This is a genomic window from Xanthomarina spongicola (genome assembly GCF_003148645.1).
In the GTDB taxonomy this organism is placed as follows: domain Bacteria; phylum Bacteroidota; class Bacteroidia; order Flavobacteriales; family Flavobacteriaceae; genus Xanthomarina; species Xanthomarina spongicola.
The window spans coordinates 333,808-358,394 of record NZ_QGGP01000003.1 but is presented as its reverse complement, the minus strand read 5'-3'; the positions used below and the strand labels follow the sequence as shown (position 1 = coordinate 358,394).

At 32.3% G+C, this 24,587-nt stretch carries 21 protein-coding genes; 10 read left to right on the top strand and 11 right to left on the bottom strand.

Annotated elements, in window-relative coordinates; all coding sequences use genetic code 11:
• The first annotated feature begins 9 nt into the window (after positions 1-9).
• From LX78_RS08585 to rlmB, 4 genes are all read left to right on the top strand, one after another.
• Positions 10-1,446: a SusD/RagB family nutrient-binding outer membrane lipoprotein gene (locus tag LX78_RS08585; RefSeq protein WP_109682243.1), complete on the top strand. Its 1,437-nt coding sequence runs from the start codon at positions 10-12 to the stop codon at positions 1,444-1,446.
• Between the two features lie 14 nt (positions 1,447-1,460).
• A complete protein-coding gene (locus LX78_RS08580; RefSeq protein WP_146192555.1) occupies positions 1,461-2,306 on the top strand; it encodes a hypothetical protein in 846 nt (281 codons plus the stop codon).
• Between the two features lie 21 nt (positions 2,307-2,327).
• Positions 2,328-3,218, top strand: coding sequence for a hypothetical protein (locus LX78_RS08575; protein WP_109682241.1), 891 nt, complete (start codon positions 2,328-2,330; stop codon positions 3,216-3,218).
• Positions 3,219-3,285: 67 nt separating this feature from the next.
• A complete protein-coding gene (gene rlmB, locus LX78_RS08570) occupies positions 3,286-4,020 on the top strand; it encodes a 23S rRNA (guanosine(2251)-2'-O)-methyltransferase RlmB (RefSeq protein WP_109682240.1) in 735 nt (244 codons plus the stop codon).
• Here the strand turns inward: rlmB and LX78_RS08565 are convergent, their stop codons facing one another.
• Complete coding sequence (locus tag LX78_RS08565; RefSeq protein WP_109682239.1) at positions 4,021-4,776, bottom strand: rhomboid family intramembrane serine protease; 756 nt, start codon at positions 4,774-4,776, stop codon at positions 4,021-4,023.
• Between the two features lie 263 nt (positions 4,777-5,039).
• Here LX78_RS08565 and LX78_RS08560 point away from each other — a divergent pair, with 263 nt between their 5' ends.
• Complete coding sequence (locus tag LX78_RS08560; RefSeq protein ID WP_109682238.1) at positions 5,040-6,317, top strand: replication-associated recombination protein A; 1,278 nt, start codon at positions 5,040-5,042, stop codon at positions 6,315-6,317.
• Here LX78_RS08560 and LX78_RS08555 read toward each other — a convergent pair.
• The 4 genes from LX78_RS08555 to radC all read right to left on the bottom strand — a co-directional run bounded on the left by LX78_RS08555 (position 6,314) and on the right by radC (position 9,966).
• A complete protein-coding gene (locus LX78_RS08555; protein WP_109682237.1) occupies positions 6,314-7,156 on the bottom strand; it encodes a hypothetical protein in 843 nt (280 codons plus the stop codon). The genes LX78_RS08560 and LX78_RS08555 overlap by 4 nt on opposite strands.
• 37 nt (positions 7,157-7,193) lie before the next feature.
• Positions 7,194-7,883, bottom strand: coding sequence for a YjjG family noncanonical pyrimidine nucleotidase (locus tag LX78_RS08550; protein ID WP_109682236.1), 690 nt, complete (start codon positions 7,881-7,883; stop codon positions 7,194-7,196).
• Positions 7,873-9,174, bottom strand: a complete 1,302-nt coding sequence (locus LX78_RS08545) for a polysaccharide deacetylase family protein (protein ID WP_109682235.1) — start codon at positions 9,172-9,174, stop codon at positions 7,873-7,875. The genes LX78_RS08550 and LX78_RS08545 overlap by 11 nt, the downstream gene beginning before the upstream one ends.
• A 93-nt stretch (positions 9,175-9,267) precedes the next feature.
• A complete protein-coding gene (gene radC / locus LX78_RS08540) occupies positions 9,268-9,966 on the bottom strand; it encodes a RadC family protein (RefSeq protein ID WP_109682234.1) in 699 nt (232 codons plus the stop codon).
• 49 nt (positions 9,967-10,015) lie between these two features.
• Here radC and LX78_RS08535 point away from each other — a divergent pair, with 49 nt between their 5' ends.
• Together LX78_RS08535 and LX78_RS08530 are read left to right on the top strand one after the other, a co-directional pair.
• Complete coding sequence (locus LX78_RS08535) at positions 10,016-10,468, top strand: DUF1569 domain-containing protein (protein WP_109682233.1); 453 nt, start codon at positions 10,016-10,018, stop codon at positions 10,466-10,468.
• 2 nt (positions 10,469-10,470) lie between these two features.
• A complete protein-coding gene (locus tag LX78_RS08530; RefSeq protein WP_109682232.1) occupies positions 10,471-11,070 on the top strand; it encodes an FMN-binding negative transcriptional regulator in 600 nt (199 codons plus the stop codon).
• Positions 11,071-11,076: 6 nt separating this feature from the next.
• Here LX78_RS08530 and LX78_RS08525 read toward each other — a convergent pair whose 3' ends face one another.
• Both LX78_RS08525 and LX78_RS08520 read right to left on the bottom strand, forming a co-directional pair.
• The gene (locus LX78_RS08525; RefSeq protein WP_109682231.1) at positions 11,077-11,718 is read right to left on the bottom strand and encodes a hypothetical protein; all 642 of its coding nucleotides are present in this window, start codon (positions 11,716-11,718) and stop codon (positions 11,077-11,079) included.
• Positions 11,719-11,860: 142 nt separating this feature from the next.
• On the bottom strand, positions 11,861-12,259 hold the full coding sequence (locus LX78_RS08520; protein WP_109682230.1) for a CBS domain-containing protein: 399 nt from the start codon (positions 12,257-12,259) through the stop codon (positions 11,861-11,863).
• Positions 12,260-12,774: 515 nt separating this feature from the next.
• Between LX78_RS08520 and LX78_RS08515 the strand changes: the two genes are divergently transcribed.
• Together LX78_RS08515 and LX78_RS08505 are read left to right on the top strand one after the other, a co-directional pair.
• A complete protein-coding gene (locus tag LX78_RS08515) occupies positions 12,775-12,999 on the top strand; it encodes a hypothetical protein (RefSeq protein WP_109682229.1) in 225 nt (74 codons plus the stop codon).
• Positions 13,000-13,343: 344 nt separating this feature from the next.
• Complete coding sequence (locus tag LX78_RS08505) at positions 13,344-14,180, top strand: urea transporter (RefSeq protein WP_109682227.1); 837 nt, start codon at positions 13,344-13,346, stop codon at positions 14,178-14,180.
• Between the two features lie 109 nt (positions 14,181-14,289).
• Here LX78_RS08505 and LX78_RS08500 read toward each other — a convergent pair whose 3' ends face one another.
• Together LX78_RS08500 and LX78_RS08495 are read right to left on the bottom strand one after the other, a co-directional pair.
• A complete protein-coding gene (locus LX78_RS08500) occupies positions 14,290-15,645 on the bottom strand; it encodes a UDP-N-acetylmuramate--L-alanine ligase (RefSeq protein ID WP_109682226.1) in 1,356 nt (451 codons plus the stop codon).
• Between the two features lie 110 nt (positions 15,646-15,755).
• A complete protein-coding gene (locus LX78_RS08495) occupies positions 15,756-16,709 on the bottom strand; it encodes a tetratricopeptide repeat protein (RefSeq protein ID WP_109682225.1) in 954 nt (317 codons plus the stop codon).
• Positions 16,710-16,850: 141 nt separating this feature from the next.
• Here LX78_RS08495 and LX78_RS08490 point away from each other — a divergent pair, with 141 nt between their 5' ends.
• Entirely contained in the window at positions 16,851-23,168 is a 6,318-nt protein-coding gene (locus LX78_RS08490) for an alpha-2-macroglobulin family protein (protein WP_109682224.1), read from the top strand.
• A gap of 221 nt (positions 23,169-23,389) precedes the next feature.
• On the opposite strand, the gene LX78_RS08485 is transcribed toward LX78_RS08490, so the two are convergent.
• Together LX78_RS08485 and LX78_RS08480 are read right to left on the bottom strand one after the other, a co-directional pair.
• A complete protein-coding gene (locus LX78_RS08485) occupies positions 23,390-23,950 on the bottom strand; it encodes a DinB family protein (protein ID WP_109682305.1) in 561 nt (186 codons plus the stop codon).
• Positions 23,951-24,050: 100 nt separating this feature from the next.
• On the bottom strand, positions 24,051-24,560 hold the full coding sequence (locus tag LX78_RS08480; protein WP_109682223.1) for a DUF4136 domain-containing protein: 510 nt from the start codon (positions 24,558-24,560) through the stop codon (positions 24,051-24,053).
• Positions 24,561-24,587 lie beyond the last annotated feature (27 nt).

Here is a 24,587-nt window from a genome sequence, read left to right as displayed (position 1 = left end):
AAATAGATTATGAAAAAAATAAATTTAATCGTCTTATTATTCATCGGCTTAGTATTTGTGAGCTGTGATAAAGACTTTGAAGAATTAAATACGAACCCTAACAATCCTACGTCAGTTCCTTCTGAATTACTTTTAGGTAATATTCTAAGAAATACTGGTAACACCATGTATAGTACATTTAATGGTGGAGATATGGGTGCATGCTGGGCACAACACTGGGCCAAAGTACAATATAACGATGAAGCTAGATACATACCAAGAGAAAGTTCTTTAACTAACGTTTGGTCTAGTCTTTATGAAACTGTTGCATCTGATGCGAATCAAATGTATATTTTAGCTGGAGAAGAAGGAAACCTTGTTAATCAAGGAGTTGCTCAAACTATGAAAGCTTTCTCTATGCTATTGTTAACAGACCTTTATGGTAACATTCCATTTACTGAAGCTTTACAAGGAGCTGTAAATATTGCTCCTGTATACGATTCTCAAGCTACAGTTTATAATGGTTGTTTAGCCTTATTAGATGAAGCTATGGTATTATTAAATCCTGCGAATGGAGATTTAGATTCTAGCCAAGATATAGTTTATGGTGGTGATGTTGCAAAATGGAGAAAATTTGCTGCTTCATTAAAATTTAGAGCTTTAATGAGAATGTCTGCTAAAGATTTAAGAGCTGGCGAAATGCAAGCCTTAGTAAACAGTGGTAGATTATTCAATTCAAGCGCTGATGAAGCTAAAATGGTATACTTATCTGCTGCACCTAATGCAAACCCTATCTTCGAATCTGTAGTATTTGGTACTAGAGGTGAGTGGAAGATTAATAGCGAAGTTGTAGATAGAATGGATGGAAGTATGGGATTCCCTGTAGATAACAGATTACCTGTTGTTGCTCAAAAAAATGCCGATGGTATTTATAGAGGAAAGCCTTCTGGTATAGCTGATGTTCCTAGTAACACGTATAGCTATGCTAACGTATCTCCATTAGGTGAGTTTTATTTAGCACCTGAATTACCAGCTGTATTTCTAAGCTATACTGAATTACAATTCTTATTAGCTGAAGCAGCTAAAAAAGGATATATTTCTGGTGGTGATTCTGCTGCTGCTGCTTATTATCAAGCTGGAATTGCTTCTAGTTTTGCTGATAATGATGGAGCAGATATGGGTGGATACTACTCAGGTAGTGTTATTTATACTCCAGGAAATGCTTTAGAACAAATTGCTACTCAAAAATGGTTAAGTCTTTACAGTCAAGGTATGGAAGCTTGGACTGAGTGGAGAAGAACAGGATATCCTATGTTAACTCCTGCACAAGATGGAGCTATTAATGAAATTCCTTCTAGATATACGTATCCAGTAATTGAGCAGTCTTTAAATGCTGCTAATTATAGTGATGCTGCTAGCGCAATGGGAGGAGATAATTTAACTTCGCCAGTATGGTGGATGAACTAAAAAAAAAAAGAAAAATGAAAAAATTAAATTATTTATTGACAATGTTTTTCGCACTAACATTATTTGTTGGTTGCGATACAGACCCAGACAACAATGCACCAGCTGCAGATGAAGGTGGACTAACAGTTTATGTTGGCGATTCAAGTGGAAAAGTATTAGGTACTCCTCTTGATGCTAATGATCTTGAAAACACTGAAATTGCTTTTAATGATGCAGATGTTGAATTAGATTTTGCTTCTAGATTATCTTTAGGAAACTATGCTAACGCATCTAGTTTTGAAGTTGTAAAAACTTTAAATGGTGGTAATGAAGTTATAGTTGGACAAGGTGCAACTTTACCAATTGATATTGTTTACTCTACTATTGACGAGTATGTATCTGGTTTAGGTGTAGCTGCTTCTGATTTAAGAATTGGTGATGTATTTACTTTTAAAGTAAAATTATACCAAGCAGATGGTGATTTATACTATTTTGCTCCAAACATGGGTGAATTTTCAGTAACTGTAAACTGTGCTTCTAACTTAGTTGGTATGTATCAAGTTACTGCAACTCGTGATGATGGTGCTTCTTGGAATCAAGGTATTGAGCCAATTATAGAAATTTCTCCTGGTTATTATAAAGCTAAAACTACTGGAGGTTGGGCATTTGGAACAATTGCTCCAGATCAAGGGTATAACTTTAATGACGTTTGTAGTACATTAACAGTTCCACCTCAAGATTTAGCTCAAGGGTATTACTCTAATGATGTAACTCCTGGTGATCCTGGTGCTGTTTTACCAAACGGTGATTTAGTAATTAACTATGGTATTTCATTTAGCTCTGGAGACAGAACGTACCAAAATGTTTACGTTAAACAATAATAATCGACTAAAATTTTAAAGATGAAAAATAAATTAAAATCTATATTCCTACTTGCTCTTTCAGCTGGAGTGTTAGCTACTTCTTGTAGCGAAGACGACCACACAGGAGCTAGTATGATTAACTATACAAGTCCAACTGTATCTCTTACGTCTTCTGAAAATAACGTAGTTATTGATGAAAGTACAATTGATCCAGACGACGGATACGTAATTTCTGTTACAGCTTCTATTGCTGAACCAGTATTTGCTGATATTCATATTCCATTAGTGCAAACTGGTGGAACTGCAGATTCTGGCGATTTTGAAGCTGGTACTATAATCATTGTTTCTGGTACGACTTCTGCATCTGCTAATGTAACAATCTTATTAGATTGCGAAAGTGGAGTTGAAGGAGACGAAACTCTTGCTATTGGTGCAGCTAATAATATAGCAAACGCTAACATGAATCCATTTACTTTAAACGTTTCAATTGAAAATGATTGGGTAAATGATGTTCTTGTAATGGAAATCGATTGGCATGGTGAACTTACTTATAACTCAGGTTTACCTTCAGAAAACACAATCGAATTTTGCGATATCGATTTAGATTATTTAATAGCTGATGGTACAGGTATTTTAGGTTATGTTGCTGGTACAGGTGACTGTCCTGAAGTTCCAGAACTTAATGGATTTGCTGATGGTACTTACTATATTTTAGCAGAAGTTTATGATAATCCTTTTAGTTCTGCTGCTTATGATGGTCCTGATACTGTTATTACTCAGTCAATTTCATGGTCTCAATGTGGTTTCCCTGATACAACTGGAGCTTTTGATAATTCATTAATGATGACTTCAACTCCAGATGGTACGCAATTTCCAGTTGCTACTATAGAGATTTCTGGTGGATACAATTATACAGTTACTCCTTTCTAAGAAGTAATTAAATTATAATACTAAAAACCATCTCTAACGAGATGGTTTTTTTTATACATTTGTCCCAATGGAAAATAGCACACAAATATTTGGCTTGAGAGCCATCATAGAAGCCATAAATTCTGGTGAAACTATTGAAAAAGTATTTCTTCAAAAGGGATTAAAAGGCGATTTATTTAATGAGCTAGAAACGCTAATACGTAAAGAAAATATTAATAGTTCTTACGTTCCTGTTGAAAAATTAAATAGATTATCAAATAAAAACCATCAAGGTGCAGTTGCACAAATTTCTCCAATTGGATTTCATGACATAGAAGACTTAGTTTTAAATGTTATAGAATCTGGTAAAACGCCTTTATTTATTTTATTAGATCAGATAAGCGATGTTAGAAATTTTGGCGCTATAATTAGAACTGCAGAATGTACTGGCGTCGATGGCATTATTATACAGAAAAAAGGTGGTGCTCCTGTTAATGGAGATACTATTAAAACAAGTGCTGGCGCAGTATTTAAAGTACCTATTTGTAAAGTAGACCATATTAAAGATGCTATGTTTTATTTACAAGCTTCAGGCATTAAAGTTATTGCAGCTACGGAGAAAACAGATAATACTATCTACGATGTCTCTTTTAAAGAACCATGCGCAGTTATTATGGGATCTGAAGGAAGAGGTATAAATCCTTCAGTGTTAAAGCTTGTAAATGACAAAGCTAAGTTACCTTTATTAGGTGAAATAGAATCTCTTAATGTATCTGTAGCTTGTGGAGCTATTTTATATGAAGCTTTAAGACAAAGGCGTTAATTAATCTAAACTTTTGTCTCTAGGTTTAAAAGTATAACGAATAGTATGCCTTATCTCCTTTTCATCATCAATTTCAGGTTCTGGTTCAGGTTCACTGTGCTCTACAAAGTTTCCGTTTTCATCGAAATGTTTTAAAAAAGGGTCTTCATCTTCTTTAAAACCTTCTTCTTCCCAAACATATTTTTTTGGTCTAGCAATTTCTTTTTTAAAGATAATAGCAAAAAGCATTCCTGTAACTAATCCAGCAGTATGTCCTTCCCAAGAGACACCTTCTTTAATAGGTAGCACATACCATATCATACTTCCATAAAGAAAAACAACTAATAAAGACAAGGCAATTAACCTATAATGTTTTGCAAAAATGCCTTTAAAGAAAGTAAAACTTACTAAAACATAAATAAGTCCACTTACTCCAATATGATAAGATGGTCTACCTATACTCCATGTAATAAATCCAGATAACAAAATACCATAAAATAATATTTTCCAAGCAATAGGTTTATAGAAGTAAAAAATGGCAGCTGTTAAAACAAATAAAGGAATGGTGTTATGGTATAAATGTGTAATACCTGAATGAATAAAAGGACTAAACAAAACACCTCTTAAACCTCTTAATGTTTGAGGATAGATGCCAAATTTTGTAAAATCTAATCCAAAACGAATTTCAATCCAAAATACCAACCATATTAATAAAACAAAAAATATGGGTACTAAAACAACACTATTAGAAAATTGAAATTCTTCTTTTGATTTCATACTTAAATTTAAACTTTTTATTGCAATTATATAACCAGAATATGATTTCGTGATAAATTGTCAGTTGATGTTTATTAAGTGGATAAATGGATTGTTTGAAAACCTATTTGTGATTTCAATAAATTAAGAAATAAGAAGCTTTTTATCGACTATAAGGAATGCTAATTTTATATGTGCCTTATATAAAATGCATGGCACTAAAAAACATTAAAAATATTGAAGATAAGATTCCTGTCTTCGAAGGAATATATTAATTTTACCATATGAATGAGCCATTAGCTGAAAGATTACGCCCTAAGAATTTAGACGACTATATTAGTCAAGTACATCTTGTTGGAAAAGATGGTGCTCTGACCAAACAAATAAAACAAGGCTTAATTCCATCGATGATATTTTGGGGACCTCCAGGTATTGGTAAAACCACATTAGCAAATATTATCGCTTCAGAATCTGGTAGACCATTTTATACTTTAAGCGCTATTAGTTCTGGCGTAAAAGATGTTCGAGAAGTTATTGAAAAAGCGAAAGCTAGTGGTGGCTTATTTACGACTAAAAACCCGATTCTTTTTATTGATGAAATTCATAGGTTCAGCAAATCGCAACAAGATTCTTTATTACAAGCTGTAGAAAAAGGTTGGGTAACTTTAATTGGAGCTACTACCGAAAATCCTAGTTTCGAAGTGATTCCAGCTCTTTTATCACGATGTCAAGTTTATATTTTAAATTCTTTTAGCAAAAACGATTTAGAGGCGCTTTTAAAGCGAGCTATTGAAAAAGATGAGGTAATATCTAAAAAAAATATAAAGCTTAAAGAAACTGAAGCCTTATTACGCCTTTCTGGTGGTGATGCCAGAAAATTATTAAATATTTTCGAATTGATAGTAAATTCTGAAACTTCAGAAAATATTACAATTACAAATGAAGCTGTTTTACAAAAGGTTCAAAACAATACTGTACGATACGATAAAACAGGAGAACAACATTACGATATTATTTCGGCCTTTATTAAATCCATTCGTGGTAGCGATCCAAATGCTGCTGTTTATTGGTTAGCAAGAATGATTGAAGGAGGAGAAGATGTGAAATTCATAGCCAGAAGATTACTGATACTTGCAAGCGAAGATATTGGTAATGCCAACCCTACGGCTTTAGTAATAGCTAACAATACGTTTCAGGCAGTTTCTACAATAGGACATCCAGAATCTCGAATTATATTAAGTCAGTGTGCCACCTATTTAGCTTGTTCGCCAAAAAGTAATGCGTCTTACCAAGCAATAAATCAAGCTCAGCAAATAGTAAAAAACACAGGAGATTTATCTGTTCCTCTTTCAATTAGAAATGCACCTACAAAACTTATGAAAGAATTGGGTTATGGAGACGATTATAAATATGCTCATAGTTATGAGAATAATTTCGCAGAACAAGAATTTTTGCCTGATGAAATAAAAAACACAACACTATACAATCCAGGAAATAACTCTAGAGAAAACACACAAAGAGAATTTTTAAAACAACGCTGGAAAAATAAATATAAGTATTAAAATTTAATATTTAATTTGGTGTCTTTAACATGATTTCCATCATTCTCTGATAAATACCAGAAACCATCTTCTTTTATAACCATGGCATTTTTACCTTGAACCATAAACACTTCAGGGTTTTTAGTATTTAACAAAACCATAATAACTTTTGGAGTACTATCTACCACCTGAAAACCATAATCTGTTTTTTGTGCATAAAGAGTTGTTGTAGTACCGTTTAATGAAATTTCTACTTTATCATTTGATTCCTCAACTACCTCTTCTGCATTTAGAGCAGTAGCCGTTTTGGTTGCTTCTATAGTTTCCTTTTCCTGTTTTAATACAGCAATTTCTTGTTTAAGCTGTTCTACTTCCTGGTTCGCTTCTGCTCTAGTATCTCTACTTTCAGAAAGAATATCTTCATTTGGTTCGTATTCATATTTTAAAGCAGCTACGTACATAAAAGCCTCTCTTAAGGCTTTATTATAAGCAACTTGATAATTTTTATCGAAACTTTCGCCCATTTCAGAAACAAAAATTAATTCGCCTTTACAGTTTTCCAATTCAATTTTAAGCTTCGTTTTAAAAGTTCCAGAATCGTCAATTACATCTGCTTTCAATGCCAAACAAGGATTATACATTAAATCTTCTGGAAATGTTTCATCTTCCATTAGAGCTATAAAACCATGTTTATTGAATAAAAATTGAGATAATGAATTTAATCTATATTGATCTACTTCATCTAAAAAATCATATTCATCTGGTACAATAACATATTTATAATTATTAACGCTATTCTGAGAATATCCAGCAATAGATGAAACAAACAGAATGGTGAGTATAAAAATTTTCTTAAACATTTTACTTTTTTTTAATTCTTGTAAAGATAGGTAAGATTTATAAAAATAATTTTAATTCATCTAGATTATTTATTTGCTTCATTGAGTGTTTGTCTACAGTTTTCAGATAATTGAAGTAAATAGCTTCCATGCCAATATTCAATGCTCCTAGAATGTCTGCTTCCATATTGTCGCCAATCATGACACTTGTTTCAGGATGTGCTTTTACTTTATTTAATGCAAAATTAAAAATCTTTGGATTTGGTTTTTTTACACCTACCTGTTCTGAATCTGTTATTGATTGAAAAAAATGATGAATGTTAGAATTTCTCAATTTGCTTTCTTGTACTTCCTGAAACCCGTTGGTAATTATATGCAAATTATACTTGGGCTTTAGATAATTTAAGATATCAACTGTATTATCAAATAAATGGTTAAAAGTAGATAGATACATTATATAATCAATAGAGAGTTTGTGTATTAAGGTGCTATCTGCTTGAAATGATATTTTATTAAAAGTATCGTTTAAACGATTATATCTTAATGAAGCTTTATCAATTCTTTCTTCTCTAAAGAGTTTCCAATAGTCAAGATTTATTGGTTCGTAGTAGTGTAGAAATTCTTCTAAATTTACAGCTACGTTGTGTATTTTAAATATTTTACTGAATGTTAATGCCGAGTTTTTATCAAAGTCCCAAAGGGTATGATCTAAATCAAAAAAAACATCTTTAATTCCATTAATCTTCATGTGCTGATTCTAATATCATATTAAATAATTCTTTAAACCCTTTCCATCTGTCCACATCGCTAAACGTGTAATTATGAAATACAGGTACAAATTCGCCATTTACTTTTTTTACCTGGTAAATAATGTCATTTAAAGCCTTTTTCTTATCTAATAGTGAATGTATTTTTAATAAGGAATAATCTAATAAATGATACGAATATATTTTTAATGGTGTCTGAATTTCATAATCTAAATCGTAAAAGAAAAAGGGCGTACAAGTTCCTGCTCTAAATCCAGGATGGTTAACGTAACCCATGGTATAGTCTTCTAAAATCTCTAATTCTACAAGGTTTCTATAAGATTCTGGAAGATTTAATTTAGAAAACGATTGTCTTGAAGCTGTTAAAGAGGTATTTAAAATGGACTCCATTCGTAATTTTTCTTTTTTCAGGATTGCTATATCTTCTAGTGCAAAATAAGAGGCTTTTAATCCTACCTGACAATAATCTGCAACTTGTTTTATAAGTGAAATGAACTTCTTTTTTTGAGCATCAATACCCTTATCGTAAGTTGAGTAATCTCCAATTAAAAAGAAAAAAAGGAATTTAAATTCACTATGTTTTTGCTTATTAATAATGTATTTAAATGTATCGTAAGTATCACGCTTAAACCCAAATAGAACCATGTATCTGTAGTATAATTTTTTGAAATTAAAACTAAAAACATCTTTTACAGTTCCTCCAAAAGTTCTTAAAATGCCTTTTAATTTAAAATTATAAGCCGATGGTACATCGATTATTGGTTTTATGGAATAGAATCTTTCAGGAAACACAAAATCTGGATAGTTTTCTTGAAATACTTTTTTCATTTTATAAGCCCAAATATCTACAACTGGCTGATGTAAAAACCCATGTTTAAAAGCAATACTTTCTTGAGCAGTAAATCTCCCATATTCATCTTTTACATGAGGTAAATACTCTTCGAATCTACTTAGTAAATAAAAGGAAGCTGAAAATATATCGAATGGAATCGCGCTTTTTTCTCCACTTGAAAAAAAACATTTGGTTTCCTCCCAATCTTGAACATAAATCTCAACATCCGAAAGTCCTTGCTCGTATAAAATATCATGACTTTTAACAAATATTTCGTTGCTTAGAGGCTGTCTGGTATAAGACATCTTTAAACTATCATGAGCTATAAAGTCTTCAATAGTAGTTGTGAACTCCACAGGAATTCCTAATATTCTAGTAAAAATATGTTTAAAGGCATATTTTAATCGAGGCGTTATTTTATGCGTATATACTAATAACATAATTATTACAAATTCCAATTTTTAAAATATCAAATTCCAATTGTTTATTCATTCCATTATTTGGAATTTTATTTATTTTGGGATTTGGTGTTTTCACAATAGTGATTCATCAGCAAAGCTAAAGTAGGCTTTTTCTGTTACGATTACATGGTCCAGAACTTTAATATCTAAACTATCTCCAGCTTGTTTTAATTTTCTTGTAATTTGCTTGTCGGCTTCACTAGGTTTTAAAGTACCTGAAGGATGGTTATGCGCCAAAATAAGTCCGGTTGCTCCTACTTCTAAGGCATTTTTAAGAACCAAACGCACATCTACCAAAGTGCCTGTTATTCCTCCTTTACTCAATTGATTTTTTTGAATGATTTTATTGGAATTATTTAAATACAAAATCCAGAATTCTTCATGTGGCAACTCGCCAAGGATGGGTTGCATGACTTGATAAACAGACTGACTAGAGGTGATTTTCTTTTTCTGTACAAACTCCTCTCCTCCTCTTCTTCTTCCTAATTCCAAAGCTGCTGCAATGGTTATGGCTTTTGCTTCACCTATTCCTTTAAACGCCATTAGTTGTTTTAAAGAAAGTTTTCCTAAAGCGTTTAAATTGTTATCTACACTTGCTAAAATGCGCTTGCATAAAGCAACAGCACTTTCATCTCTATTTCCTGATCCAATAAGGATAGCTACTAATTCGGCATCACTTAAAGCTGCTTTACCTTTGTCGCGTAGTTTTTCCCGAGGCTGATCGTTTTGAGACCAATTCTTAATTGAAAATGAAGCTGGTTTTTCCTGCATCTAGTAAATATAAATATTGTAAATTTCAGAAGCAATAAAAAAAACAATTATGAATTCGTTATTTAACTCTGAAAATCAAGCAGTCATTCTAAATCGTATTAATAATCTGAATGAAAATTCGCAACCAAAATGGGGAACCATGGATGTTGGACAAATGCTAACACATTGCCAAAAACCACTAGAAGTTGCTAATGGAGACTTACAATTAGATACAAATATTGGATTTGTAAAAAAGCTTATGTTTAAGCTATTTAAACCTGTTATGTATAACGACAAGCCTTGGCAGAAAAACCTGGGAACCGTTCGTGAATTTAAAATTACAGATACACATGAATTCAATTCCGAAAAGGATAAATTAGTACAAATAATCAACGTGTTTTCTACTAAAAAGGACAAGCAAGATTGGCCAGTTCACCCAATGTTTGGAACTTTCAATACCGAACAATGGGGGAAAATGCAGTATAAGCATTTAGATCATCATTTAAATCAATTTGGGGTGTAATCATGAGTCATTATCCTCCACCATACCATCAAGATAGCGATAAACTCCATTTGCTGGAAGTGGTTAAAACCTATCCTTTAGCGACTGTTATTTCAGTAAAAGACAATAAACCTATAATAACGCATTTACCATTAATCTATAGAGAAACAGATGGAAAGCTTATTGGACATATCGATAAATTCAACCCACAATCGAGACTAATGACGGATAAGCTTGAGGTGACCCTTATTTTTTCCGGACCACAATGTTATATTTCGCCAAGTGTTTATACCACCAACCAACTGCCAACCTGGAATTATATTAAAGTACACCTAACTGGAACAGTGGAAGCTATTGATAGTAAAGAAGCTTTAAAAGAATCGCTTATAAAAATGACAGACTATTTAGAACAACCAGACCATAAATTTGTTCTAGAAGCAGATAACCCTAAAATGGATATCGCTATAAACTATATAACGATGTTTGAAATTAGCATAGACAGTTGGGAAGGGAAATTTAAACTTTCGCAGGATAAAAGTCCTCAGGATATGGCTCATGCCAAAGCTGAATTAATTCGTGCTAATCAAGTAAGTATCGAGGGGTTTTTGGATAAGGTGTTTTAGTTAAATTTACTGAACAAAATAGGAGTCTAGGCGTCTTTCAATACTATGAATAGGATTATTTACAAAAGAACTTGTGTCAAGAATGAGACCCATACCGTCTGAATAATAAAAACGGTCTAAACCAGGCAACTCTTCATTAGTAGTATCTCTAGCATAACGCTCTGAATTTATACAATAAAAGTCTCCTGCTTCAACACTCATGTTTGTTTCGCCTTCAACTAATTTTTCGTAAATAGTTCCCCAAATATCCGAAGCAAGCTGACGTTCATTAAAATTATTGTTTACAAATTTAACAGATCCATCATCCCGAATTAAATACCCTAAAGAATCACGCAATAATTCAAAATGTTCCCCATTAGGATTACAGAAGGCTATATTTGTTTCGTTTCTTGTAGTCCATCTTCTAAATTTGTAATAAGTATTCTCATTAATTTGTTCTGTTCCAATAATATTTATAGAATCTATAACACCTGTATCTTCATACAATTCGGTATTGAGATTATATCTATAATTTTTATAAACCCAAGAATTACCAACAGTTAAGGCGTAGAAATTAGCTTCCTCTTGTTGATGGTCTTGTATGTCTTCGTCTGAATTACAAGAAAATAAAAGTGTGAAAAAACAAATTGTTAAACAAATACGTTTCATAATTAAAATTGGTTAAAATTGGTTAAAATTAAAATGTAATTGTACTTTATACTTCTTTGCAGTTTGGTTATTATACTAATTTTAACGTGTAAAGCATTACTTTATTATAATTTTAAACAACCTTTTTAAACTTTAAAACTATCTAATCCAGAGAATATTCTGCTACTAATTTTACAAAGTCTAAGGAGCTTATCATGCCTATTATTTTCCCGTCGTCCATAACAACCATGTGGTGTACACTATGTTTAAGCATCATTTTAGCAGCAGATTGCGCACTGGAATCTTTATGGGTTACGTAGACTCTTGTAGAGGTCATAATGTCTTCTATAGTGGCATTATCATCCATCTTTCTGCTTAAATCTGTTGCTGTTACAATACCACGAATCGTAATTTCAGTATTTGGTAATTGCTTAGCAACCTGAATAACTGGAACAGCATTAAAGCCTTTAAGTTTCATTAATTCTCTTATTTCTTTCACGCTATTATTTCCTAGTGCTGTTGTTACCGGAGACGACATAAAATCTTTTACTTGAATGCGCATATTACTTATTTTATATTAAATGATTATTCTTAATTTCTACTACTTAAAGATAAGACTTTATTGTCTTTTTTGTTTGATTATTTACTAATAAATTTAATTGAATTTGAATAGAAAGGGTTGTGTAAATACATGCCAAGCAAGAAGCTATTTTAGCGTTTTGGATGTGGTGTTTTAATTTACAGCCATGTTTTTTAACTTATAAAATTTCGTTCTTTAAGAATTTTAAGTTCTTTTAAAACAGGAAGCAAGTGATTGATTTTATTTATGGTTAAAAATTTAGAACCTGAACTCTGCTTATACACCCGAAATAACCCCGAAGGAAACCTACAAAATATACGTAGATTATATGATTTTTCTTAGAATTAGTTAAATTGCTTGATAAATATATGTTGTACTGTATGTCGTGTATTTGAATAAAAATAGCGAAATCCTTTAATAACATATTTAAATCATTTATACGGATTTATATGATTAGATTAGCTACCGTTAAAAACATATAAACAAACATTCGGCACATGTCAAAAAAAGAGATCTTATTAATAGCCATACTCATTTTCTTAATATTTATTTTTCTTTTTTGGGTGCTGACCAGTGGTTATGCTAAAAAAGAATATGGCACCAAGGTTTGGAAACATTGGCCAACGAGATTATCATATTGGCAAGCTGCTATATTATATAGCATGGGGTTGACAGCTATAACAATGTTTCTTTTAAAATGGGGAAATCTTTTAAATTTTTAGAAGTCTAAAACATATTCCTGCATTCGCAGAAATAAATTTATTGGTTGGTATTTCGCATACCATGGAATGCTCAAGTGGTATAATATTGTTGGAGATATTGTAAACCAAATATAATAAGGATTATGAAAATACTTCTTTTGCATCTGTATATGGAGATAATTTCCAAATACTATTAGCCATTGTATAAGATAAATTACAGAATCCATTGTAAAAGTGATAAAATTTCCTATCCTATAATTCTGTCTATTCAGAAATTAAGAGTTAAGAAGGTTCCATTTTAATAGATCAAACAGCTTTGTTTAATATGATATATTTGCATATAAAATAACTTTATCTAACTTTTAATGAGATTTCTACTAATTATTTTACGAGGCATTGGTCAAGTCATGTTTCAAAATAATATTTATTCTGGCGTTTTATTTTTAGTTGGTATTTTTTTCAATTCCTGGTTATTAGGATTGGCTGCGCTATCTGGCACATTAATAAGCACCTGTTCTGCTCTTATTTTAAGGTATCCAAAAGAGGATGTTAAAAACGGGCTTTATGGTTTTAATGGAGCATTAACAGGCATAGCCATATTTTGCTTTTTCGAGGTTAGTTTAACCACAATCTTAGCACTAATAATAGGTGCCGTTCTGTCTTCAATAATCATGTATTATTTAAAGAAAATTACCTTGCCATTTACAGCTCCATTTGTTATAGCAACTTGGATTCTGGCTTATTTGTTATTATTTGTTTTTAAGGTTCCGTTATTATCTACATCTGTATCAACATCAAACACATTAGATATTTTAGCCTCATTTAGTAATAGTTTTGGTCAGGTGATGTTTCAAGAAAACATGATAACTGGATTGTTTTTTCTATTGGCCATTTTAGTAAACAACAGACTTATGGCTATTTATGCTGTTTATGCTGCTATTTTGGGTTCTTTAACTGGATGGCTTTTTTTAGAATCCGTTTCTGAAGTTAATGCTGGACTTATGGGCTACAATGCTATTCTTTGCGCTATTGCGCTTACTGGAAAGAGCTGGAAGGATTTTCTATGGATTAGCATAGCAATAATCCTATCAACATTGCTAAATATTGGAATGGGACTGACAGGATTAATAACACTAACTGCTCCTTTTGTTTTAGCAGCTTGGGGAATTTTAATGTTGAAAAAAGTAAAAAACTCACTTTAAGAAAAGGTGGTTTGATTATTAACTATCTATAATTCTCATTTTAAAGAACGCATTTTCTCTTTTGTTCTTTTTTATTAATAGATTCTTGCCTTCGCTGGAATGACAGCTATTACTTAATCAACCCCTTAACCTCATCAAAGTCCAAGCCTCCATAATTCCCAGAACTCATTAATAACAAGGCTTTGTTATTAAAATCTTGAGAGAAGAGAAAGTTCTTAAAATCGTCTGGGTTGGTGTAAATAATTAAATCATCTCGTTCAAAAGCATTAGCAATTTGCTCGTGCGTCACTTCTTCTAACTTTTTAATTTCAACAGCATGTGGTGAGTAAAAAACAACAGCAACATCTGCTGCATCTAAAGCGCCTTTGTATTCTTTTAAAAATTCAGCATTTAAACTACTATAAGTATGCAATTCCAAACAAGCAAGCAAGGTTCTATTTTGATATTGTTCTTTTACTGCATTTGTAGTGGCTTCCACTTTAGAAGGTGAATGTGCGAAATCTTTATAAGCCACAGCATTCTTAGTTTCAGCTATTTTTTCCAGACGTTTGCTGGCTCCTTTAAAAGTTGCAATGGCTTCGTAGAAATCGTCTTCATCAATTCCCATATGCTGGCAAATCCATTTTGCACCTGCTAGATTGTTAAGATTGTGTTTTCCAAATACTTCAATTGGCAAAGGCCCTTCTAGAGTTACCAAAAGGGTTTGTCCGTTTTCAACGGTATATTCAGGAGTTTGGTAAGGGAGTTTTCTGATAGTGTTTAAGCTTGCTTCCACCACTTTTACAACTTCTGGGTCTTCTTCGTTATAGGAGATACTTCCTCCTCTTACAATGCTATCTACAAAGATGCTAAACTGCTCTAAATAGTTTTCATAAGTTGGAAACACGTTAATATGATCCCAAGCAATACCACTTAGCAACGCAATATTTGGTTTGTAGAGATGAAATTTTGGTCGTCTGTCTATTGGTGAACTTAAATACTCGTCGCCTTCCAGAACAATAAAGTCGTTGTCTTCAGTTAGTTTCACCATAACATCAAACCCTTCCAATTGTGCGCCAACCATATAATCGACATCGCGATTGTGATAATGCATGACGTGAAGAATCATAGACGTAATGGTTGTTTTACCATGACTTCCACCAATAACCACACGTGTTTTGTTTTTAGATTGTTCGTACAAAAACTCTGGATAACTATAAATCTTCAAGCCTAATTCTTGCGCTTTTAAAAGTTCCGGATTGTCTGCTTTGGCGTGCATTCCTAAAACTATAGCATCTAAATTGGTAGTGATTTTTTCAGGATACCAACCATAAGCTTCAGGTAATAGTCCTTTAGCTGCTAATCTGGATTTTGAAGGTTCGAAAATGGTGTCGTCGCTTCCTGTTACGTGAGATCCTTTATTATGTAAGGCTAAAGCCAGGTTGTGCATGGCAGAGCCTCCAATAGCTATAAAATGTACGTTCATTGTTGTTTTTTGTAGTGGCAACAAAGATACCTTTTTTGAGCTAAATTCACGAAATTAATTTGTTTGTTGCTTAGCTGTTTGTTGTGGAGTTATTGTGCTTTAAAATTAGTTTAAAGAGCCAATATGATTTTACGTTCTTCATTAAAAACTTCGATTTCTGGTAGTCCATCAATAGCGAGATTGATATAATGTAAGGCTTGTACTTTATTGTCTTTATGTCTATAAATTTGAGCCAGTCTATAATTAGCCCAAGCTACAGGAACACCATCTTCGGGAGAATAATTTTTAATATAACTTTTTAAGCAAGCTTCACCTTTAGAAAGTTGTACGTTGTATTCAGCAGACACCTTACCTAATTGATAATGCAATGCATTGCGTTGTAATTTTTCTTGAGCTTCTTCAATATTAGTAATAGCTTTTTCTGGCTGATCTTGTTTTTCGTAAAACTCGCTCAACTTGGTATAACAAGTTAAAGAACCTCCTACTAGAATGGCTTTCTTATAATATAATTCGGCAAGCTCTGGCTCGTTGTCATATTCGTAAATATAGCCTTTGGCTAGATATCCATCTACTTTAGAAAGCTGCTCTAATTCTTCAGCATATTTCAAGGATGTATTCATACTACCTCCAACAATAACAGGTAATTGCATATACAATTCCACTAAAGCCCAACGTGCTTCAATATGATTTGGATCCAGCCTTGCAGCTGTTAAAAAAGACTCTTTTAAATCGCTCAAATATACTAATGCAGAAAGTTTGTTTACAGAAAGTGCTTTCATACCTAAAGCGCCTCCATATTTATAATGGTAATTAGCGACATTGGGTTTTAGGCTCACTAACTTTTTATACTGCTCTATGGCTTCATCCCATTTTTCCTGATAACCATAAGTATCTCCTAATATTTCAATAGCTTTTAGGTCTGTTGGATTGTTAGCAACAAAAGGCGTAGCTAACTGCTCAGCTTTTACATAGTTTTTTTGTTCCAGAAATTGCTCAATTTCTTGATAGGACGTTTGCGAAAAACCCCAAATTGGAAACAATAGAAATATAAAATACTTATTCATAAAATAATCGTCGGAATAACAAAAGTAACCTTTCTAAGTCATTTAAAAAATGCCTATTTTCACACAACATAAAGTCATTTTTTATTCATTTGCTTTTTTTGGAACGTATTTTGAGTAAACATAATTACAAATTTATTTTAAATGAAGAATTACATAACCATTATAACTATCATTCTTTTCGCTCAGTTCTCTCAAGCTCAAAATAATTATTATGATAAGATGTGGAAACAAGTTGAAGCTTTTGAAAGTGAAGAATTACCAAAATCTGCTTTAGAAATTGTTGAACAAATTGAAATTTTTGCAAAAAAAGAGAACAACAAACCACAACTAATAAAAACGTTACTTTTTAAAAGCAAGTTTGCCTTAATTCTTGAAGATGAAGCGCAACTAAAAGTTGTAACTGATTTTAAATCTGAAATTTCTAAAAACAAAGCTCCAATTAAGAATGTGTTAGAAAATATGCTGGCAACTATTTACTGGCAATATTTTCAGCAGAACAGATACAAATTTTACAATAGAACTAAAGTAGATGACAAAACTATTGCAACAGACTTTAGAACCTGGGATTTAGAAACCCTTTTTAACGAAATTCAGCTACATTATAATAACTCTTTAAAAAATGGCTTGTTGCTTCAACAAGAAGATTTAAGTGCATATGCAAGCATTTTGCATGAACAAAAAGGTTCCAAAATCTACAGACCAACCTTATTCGATTTGTTAGCACATAATGCCTTAGAGTTTTATCAAACACCTGAAAACAGTATTACAAAACCTGCTTATAAATTTGAGATTGACAATGAAGCTTTTTTGAGCGATTCTAGAAGCTTTTCAAAGCTGAATATTAATTCTAAAGATTCTACTTCATTAGAACTACAAGCCCTAAAAGTGTATCAAGATCTAATTCAATTTCATTTAAATGATAACCAACCTGATGCTTTAGCAGATGTTAATATTTTACGTTACAATTTTGTAAAAGAACACGCCACCTTTAAAAACAAAGACAACTTATTAATTCAAGCATATACCACAGAAGCAGAACGTATAAAAACACATGAAGCTTCTGGTTTATATACTTTTGAGATTGCCAATATTTACTTTCAACAAGGACAAGATTATCTGCCAGTTACTAATGAAACCAATCGTTGGAAAATAAAAGATGCTGAGCTACTTTGTAATAGCTTAATTATAAAATTTCCTAAAAGTCGTGCTGCAGAAAAAAGCCAAATTCTTTTAAAGCAAATTCATCAAGAGTCTTTACATATTATTGCAGAAAACTATATACCTATTCAGCAAGATTCAAAGATTCTAGTTACTTATAAAAATTTGAAGCAACTTGATTTTAGCATCTATAAGTTATCAGAAAAACAATTCGAAACCTTTGGCAAAACTTATAAACAAGAAGAGCAACTTGATTTTATTAATAAACTAAAAGCAGAAAACACTTGGAAAAGCACCCTAAAAAACGAATTAGATTTTCAACAACACAACACAGAAATCTTGTTGCCAAAATTAGTTAATGGACGTTATTTAATTGTAGCAAAAACAAATAACAAAGACAATACATTTGCCTACAACACCTTTCAAGTCACCAACATTTCTGTTGTAGAAAAAACAGAACAAGACAAGCAAATCTATCCGTTTATTGATAGAAACAACGGAAAACCGTTAAGCAACCTACAGGTAAAAATCACCTATCGTAAAAATTACAGAGATAGCGAAAGCAGTAAAAATTACACCACCAATACTTTAGGAGAAATTGAACTACTTAAAGGAAACAAAACATGGTCTAACGTGATTATGGAAGCTACAAGCCATAACGACAAGGCCTTTTTTGGAGATTATTATCTAAATCGAAAATACGAACAGAGAGAATATAAAGAACAGTACAGAGGCTTTTTGTTTACAGATAGAAGCATATACAGACCTGGACAAACAGTCTATTTTAAAGGAATTGTTACACAAACTACTGATGATTTTACTGAAGTCCTTACAAAACACAAAGTTTCAGCAGTATTATTCAATGTGAATTATGAAGAGGTTAAAAAAATAGAATTAGTTACCAATGAGTTTGGTTCTGTTTCTGGAGAATTTATTCTTCCTAATTCAGGATTAAATGGACAATACCAAATTGAATTATCATCCAATTCTAATAATATTTCTTTAAATGCAAACACCTATTTTTCAGTTGAAGAATACAAACGCCCAAAGTTTGAAGCCCAATTCAAACCTGTTTCAGAAACTTACAAAGTCAACGATTCTATTACTGTAAAAGGAAACGCTCTGGCTTATGCAGGAAGCAATATAACCAATGCCAAAGTAGTTTATCGCGTGCATAGAAAAGTGCAATATCCTCGTTGGTATTATTGGTACAGACCAGCTTATATTAGTGAACCTCAGGAAATAACTCATGGCGAAAGTGCTACAAACGACAAAGGGGAATTTGAAATTACCTTCAAAGCCCTTCCAGATACTAGTGTCGACAAAAAAAACTTACCTGTTTTTAATTATGAAGTTACAGCAGATATTACAGATTTGAATGGTGAAACTCGTTCTACTACAACCATAGTAAATGTTGGATATCATGCTTTGCTTGCTACAGTTTCATTAAATGCTAATTTAAATAAAACAAACAAAGAACACCAACTTAACATTGACACTAAAAACCTTAATGGAGAGTTTGTTCCAGCACAAGGAACCGTTAAAATATATAAGCTTCAAGCACCAGATTTTGTATTACGTCCAAGACCTTGGAAGTATCCAGATTATCAAGTACTTTCTGAAATAGAATTTAAAAATAAGTTTCCTTATGAAGCTTATAAAGATGAAGACAACTCAAATAACTGGAAAAGAGGTGCGTTAGTTTTTGAAAAATCTTTCAATACTGAAAAATCTAAGGAGTTAGCATTAGGAAACATGAAGAAATGGGAATCTGGACAATACGTAATTGTGTTAGAAAGCAAAGACAAATTTGGTCAAGAAGTTAAAGATGAAGCAAGAACAACCTTGTTTAGTGCTTCAGATAAAACCATTGCAGACAAGCAACTTTTTAGTATTTCTACAAACAAAGAAACCTATAATGTTAATGATACTGTTGAACTGACTTTAGCTTCAGCTGCAGAAAACCTAACAGTTACTATAGAAGTTGAAAAGAACAAACAAACTGTAAATACCTATGTCATTCAATTAAACAATAACAAAAAAACCATATCTATTCCTGTTAATAATGAAGATTTGGGTGGTTTTGCTGTGCATTATAGTTTGGCGTATGCTAATAGTTTTGAGTCTGGCACGACATATATTTCTGTACCTTTTCCAAAAACCGATTTAGAGATTGAAACCACCACATTTAGAGATAAGCTTCAACCAGGACAAGACGAGACCTGGAGCTTTAAAATTAAAGGTCCAAAAGGAGAACAGGTATCTGCCGAAATATTAGCCAGCATGTACGATATGTCTTTAAACCAATTCAAGCCTCATGATTGGAGTTTTAATCCCATTCATCTTCCTACTTATCGTGCGTATAACCATAGAAATGCCAGAATTAGTTTTTCTACTGAAGGGTTTAGAGTTCAAAACATACAAAGATATCATGCTTATTATCCTCAGAATAACTACGACCAATTAGATTGGTTTGGGTTTAGTTTTACTAATATTTGGGTAAGACATCAATATCTAAGAAAAATAAGAAGCACAGCCTCTTATAATAGTGCTCTAGAAGAAGGAATTGTTGTAGGAACTATATATGATGAAAACGGATTGCCTTTACCAGGAGTCAATGTTATAATAAAAGGAAATAATTCTGGTACTCAAACTGATTTTGATGGAAATTTTTCAATAGCAGCAAAGACTGGTGATAAACTCCTTTTTAGTTTCGTTGGGTATAGTACTAAAGAGTATGTTATAAATGCAAATAACACTTTTAGTCTTTCAATGTCTCCTGATGTAAATTCTATTGATGAAGTAATTGTAACAGGTTTTGGAGTAAAAAAAGACAGAAAAGCCATAGGCTATTCAGTAGCTAAATCTGAAGGTGCAGAAATGGATGCCATGGAAAATGAAGATGAGCTAAACGAAGAAGTTTCAGAAGAAATACCTACAGATTCTAAAAAAGAAGATTTCTCTCAGGTTACAATTCGTAAAAACCTTCAGGAAACGGCTTTTTTCTTTCCACAGTTGCAAACAGACGACAAAGGCAATGTGAGTTTTAGCTTCACCACACCAGAAGCTTTAACCAAATGGAAATTACAATTAGTAGCACATACAAAAAATCTCGAATCTGCAACAACCAGTTTGGAAACAGTCACTCAAAAAGAACTAATGGTGCTTCCAAATGCACCACGTTTTTTACGTCAAGGAGACCAAATAACCATCAGTACTAAAATTGCAAACCTCACTAAGAAAGAATTGTCAGGACAAGCAATTTTGCAACTTTTTGATGCGACAAATGGTAAAGCCATTGATGCCGAACTTAATAATACATTAAACACAAAAGCTTTTACAGTAGATGAAAAAGGAAATACAGAAGTGTCCTGGAACTTGTCTATTCCAGATGATGCAGATGCTGTTCAATATAAAATAATTGCCAAAGCTGGAAACTATAGTGATGGTGAGCAAAATGCACTTCCTGTACTTTCTAACAGAATGTTAGTTACAGAAACGTTACCTATGTGGATACGCTCTAACGAAACAAGAACGTTTACTTTAGATAAACTAAAGACGAACACCTCAACGACCTTAAAACATCATAAGCTGACTTTAGAGATGACTTCTAATCCTGCTTGGTATGCTGTGCAAGCATTACCTTATTTAATGGAGTATCCGTATGAGTGTAATGAGCAAATTTTTAGTAGATATTATGCGAATTCATTGGCAAGCCATATAGCTAATTCAAATCCTAGAATTCAAGAAGTTTTTAATCAATGGCGAAATACAGATGCGCTACTTTCTAATTTAGAAAAGAACCAGGAACTGAAATCTATACTTATTGAAGAAACGCCTTGGTTACGTGATGCTGAAAGCGAAACGGAACAAAAGAAACGGATTGCTTTATTATTTGATTTAAATAAAATGACCAGCGAATTAGAAGCAAATATTCGAAAATTAAAACAAAACCAAAAGAGCAATGGTTCTTGGGCTTGGTTTCAAGGTGGCAGATCAAATAGGTATATCACACAACATATTATAACTGGTTTTGGTCATTTAGATAAGCTAGATGTCAATCAGAATGATAGTGAAGAATCTATGATCAAAAGAGCCATATCTTATCTAGACAAGGAGTTTATAGAAGAATACAAAGACATCACCAAATACAGCTCGAAAGTTGATTTAAGCTTAGACCATTTAAGTTATACCCAATTGCATTATTTATACATGCGAAGCTTTTTTCCTGAGATTAAAAAATCAAAAGAAGTTGAAAGTATTATAGAATATTATCAAACTCAAATTCAAAAATATTGGATAAGCCGTTCATTATATTCTAAAGGCTTAATGGCATTAGTGTCACATAGATTCGAAGATGAAGTAACCTCTACTAAAATCTTAAAATCATTAAAAGAAAACAGTATTACGAGTGATGAATTAGGCATGTACTGGAAAGCAAACACTAGCTCTTGGTATTGGTATCAAGCTCCAATAGAAACGCAAGCTTTGATGATTGAAGCTTTTTCTGAAATAGAAAATGATATTGAAACTATTGACAATCTAAAAATTTGGCTTCTAAAAAATAAGCAAACTAATCGTTGGAAAACCACTAAAGCTACAACCGAAGCTGTGTATGCTTTATTGCTTCAAGGTAGTGATTGGCTATCTGTAACTGAGATGGTTGATGTAGTTATTGGTGGCAAAACTATAGAACCTTCAAAACTGGAAGACGTTAAAGTAGAAGCTGGAACAGGTTATTATAAAACGTCTTGGACAGGTAGTGAGATCAAATCAGACATGGCAGAAGTGTCCTTAACTAAAAAAGGAGAAGGCATAGCTTGGGGAAGTTTATACTGGCAATATTTTGAAGATTTAGATAAGATTACTTCAGCAGAAACACCCTTAACTCTTAAGAAGAAACTCTTCTTAAAAACCAATACAGATTTTGGGGAAGAAATCTCTGAAATAACCTCTGAAACCCAATTAAAAATTGGTGATTTGGTTCGTGTACGAATTGAATTAACAAGTGATAGAGATATGGAATTCCTTCATATGAAAGATATGAGAGCAAGTGGCTTAGAACCCGTTAATGTGTTATCTCAATACAAATGGCAAGATGGTTTGGGTTATTATGAAAGTACTAAAGATGCTGCCACCAACTTCTTTTTCGATTATTTACCAAAAGGAGTTTATGTATTTGAATACGATTTACGTATAAGCAATGCTGGTAACATGAGTAATGGGATTACGACTATTCAAAGTATGTATGCTCCAGAGTTCAGTAGCCATAGTGAAGGTGTTAGGATTTCTGTTGATTAAGTTTATAATCTTCCAATAAATACTAATATTATAAAGATATGCTCCATTAATTAACGCATATTTATTAAATAAAAAAGAGGCTCTAGAGCCTCTTTTTTATTCTTCTGGAAATAGTTTTTGTCTGTTCTAGCCTTTCGACTACGCTCAAGATAAACTAAAGTTGAGAACTTCATGACTATTTATAAATGAGGTCTCAACTGTACTCGACCTGACAATTGGTTTTAATTTTCTGGAAGTCGTTTTTTAATTAATAATATCTGACCTAAATGACTAGATTGATGCTCCATAACATGAAACCAAGCCCAATGATTATTCATGCTATAACCTTTAGGAACACTAGCAAACCAAGCATCGTCTTTCTCCTTTAATAAAGCAATTGTTTTTTCTCGAACTGCTTTATAAATATCTAAATAATAATTAACATCTAACCCTTGATACTCTTCTCGAGCTTCATCACCAAGTCCCATAGCAACTTGCCATTGTTCTTTTTCTTCCTTATTAAATTCTCTGTTTTCAAACGTGTAAACCTGATAAAAAGCTTCAGTTGCTGCTAAGTGCATAATTAAAGAACCTATTCTATTGGCTTTATCGTCCATTAAAAAATCTAATTCTTCGGTATTTAAGTCTTTAACAGTGTATTCTACTCTGTTGCTCAAATCGTTTAGCATAGAAACCATAGTTCCAATTTGAGGTGTAAAGCCTTCTTGTGGACCAATCATATTTTGTGCATGAATAGTAATAGATACAATAAATAAGGCAAGTAATTTTCCTAGTGTTTTCATATTATTTGGTTTAGTTGGTACTAAAATAACACAAAACAAAGTGTATACTCTTTCTATTTAACAGAGAGTTAACGCAAAGATTAAGTTTAAAAGAGATATTTTATTTTTTTGGAGGAAATCCTTCTAAAACTTTAGCAACTACATTTTTGAACTTTTCTTCACGCTGTTCAGGATTGTCTGTTAGTACATCTGCTTCACTACTTATTGCTTGCCAAAATAGTTGATTGGTTTCTGCATCGACAAAATCGAATTTTATTTGTCTTGAAATACTACTTTGCCCTATTGGAATACCAACTGAAACTCCTCCACCTCCAGATCCTACACCAACTCCAACAGAAGAACTACTTTGTGTTTCCTGATAAATTGTACTTTCTATATTGATAATAAATTCTGAGTCTTCAGCAAGTGTAAATCCTTTTAATGCCATAGCATCATCTAATTCATTAAAAAAGCGTTTGGTATCCAATTCGCTCAAACCCGTATTCATATTAGCAAAATAACTATAGGATTTATATTTGGTGAAATCTGTACTTTTATCGTAATCGTAATTAACTGTTACACCACAGGAAATGAAGAATAACAAAAAAAATATTGAGGCTAATTTTTTCATTTTTATTTTAAAGATAAGAAATACACC

Bases quoted from the DNA above. Each gene is read 5' to 3' on its own strand.
- LX78_RS08585 (WP_109682243.1), top strand. From the start codon at position 10: ATGAAAAAAATAAATTTAATCGTCTTATTATTCATCGGCTTAGTATTT.
- LX78_RS08580 (WP_146192555.1), top strand. From the start codon at position 1,461: ATGAAAAAATTAAATTATTTATTGACAATGTTTTTCGCACTAACATTA.
- LX78_RS08575 (WP_109682241.1), top strand. From the start codon at position 2,328: ATGAAAAATAAATTAAAATCTATATTCCTACTTGCTCTTTCAGCTGGA.
- rlmB (WP_109682240.1), top strand. From the start codon at position 3,286: ATGGAAAATAGCACACAAATATTTGGCTTGAGAGCCATCATAGAAGCC.
- LX78_RS08565 (WP_109682239.1), bottom strand. From the start codon at position 4,776: ATGAAATCAAAAGAAGAATTTCAATTTTCTAATAGTGTTGTTTTAGTA.
- LX78_RS08560 (WP_109682238.1), top strand. From the start codon at position 5,040: ATGAATGAGCCATTAGCTGAAAGATTACGCCCTAAGAATTTAGACGAC.
- LX78_RS08555 (WP_109682237.1), bottom strand. From the start codon at position 7,156: ATGTTTAAGAAAATTTTTATACTCACCATTCTGTTTGTTTCATCTATT.
- LX78_RS08550 (WP_109682236.1), bottom strand. From the start codon at position 7,883: ATGAAGATTAATGGAATTAAAGATGTTTTTTTTGATTTAGATCATACC.
- LX78_RS08545 (WP_109682235.1), bottom strand. From the start codon at position 9,174: ATGTTATTAGTATATACGCATAAAATAACGCCTCGATTAAAATATGCC.
- radC (WP_109682234.1), bottom strand. From the start codon at position 9,966: ATGCAGGAAAAACCAGCTTCATTTTCAATTAAGAATTGGTCTCAAAAC.
- LX78_RS08535 (WP_109682233.1), top strand. From the start codon at position 10,016: ATGAATTCGTTATTTAACTCTGAAAATCAAGCAGTCATTCTAAATCGT.
- LX78_RS08530 (WP_109682232.1), top strand. From the start codon at position 10,471: ATGAGTCATTATCCTCCACCATACCATCAAGATAGCGATAAACTCCAT.
- LX78_RS08525 (WP_109682231.1), bottom strand. From the start codon at position 11,718: ATGAAACGTATTTGTTTAACAATTTGTTTTTTCACACTTTTATTTTCT.
- LX78_RS08520 (WP_109682230.1), bottom strand. From the start codon at position 12,259: ATGCGCATTCAAGTAAAAGATTTTATGTCGTCTCCGGTAACAACAGCA.
- LX78_RS08515 (WP_109682229.1), top strand. From the start codon at position 12,775: ATGTCAAAAAAAGAGATCTTATTAATAGCCATACTCATTTTCTTAATA.
- LX78_RS08505 (WP_109682227.1), top strand. From the start codon at position 13,344: ATGAGATTTCTACTAATTATTTTACGAGGCATTGGTCAAGTCATGTTT.
- LX78_RS08500 (WP_109682226.1), bottom strand. From the start codon at position 15,645: ATGAACGTACATTTTATAGCTATTGGAGGCTCTGCCATGCACAACCTG.
- LX78_RS08495 (WP_109682225.1), bottom strand. From the start codon at position 16,709: ATGAATAAGTATTTTATATTTCTATTGTTTCCAATTTGGGGTTTTTCG.
- LX78_RS08490 (WP_109682224.1), top strand. From the start codon at position 16,851: ATGAAGAATTACATAACCATTATAACTATCATTCTTTTCGCTCAGTTC.
- LX78_RS08485 (WP_109682305.1), bottom strand. From the start codon at position 23,950: ATGAAAACACTAGGAAAATTACTTGCCTTATTTATTGTATCTATTACT.
- LX78_RS08480 (WP_109682223.1), bottom strand. From the start codon at position 24,560: ATGAAAAAATTAGCCTCAATATTTTTTTTGTTATTCTTCATTTCCTGT.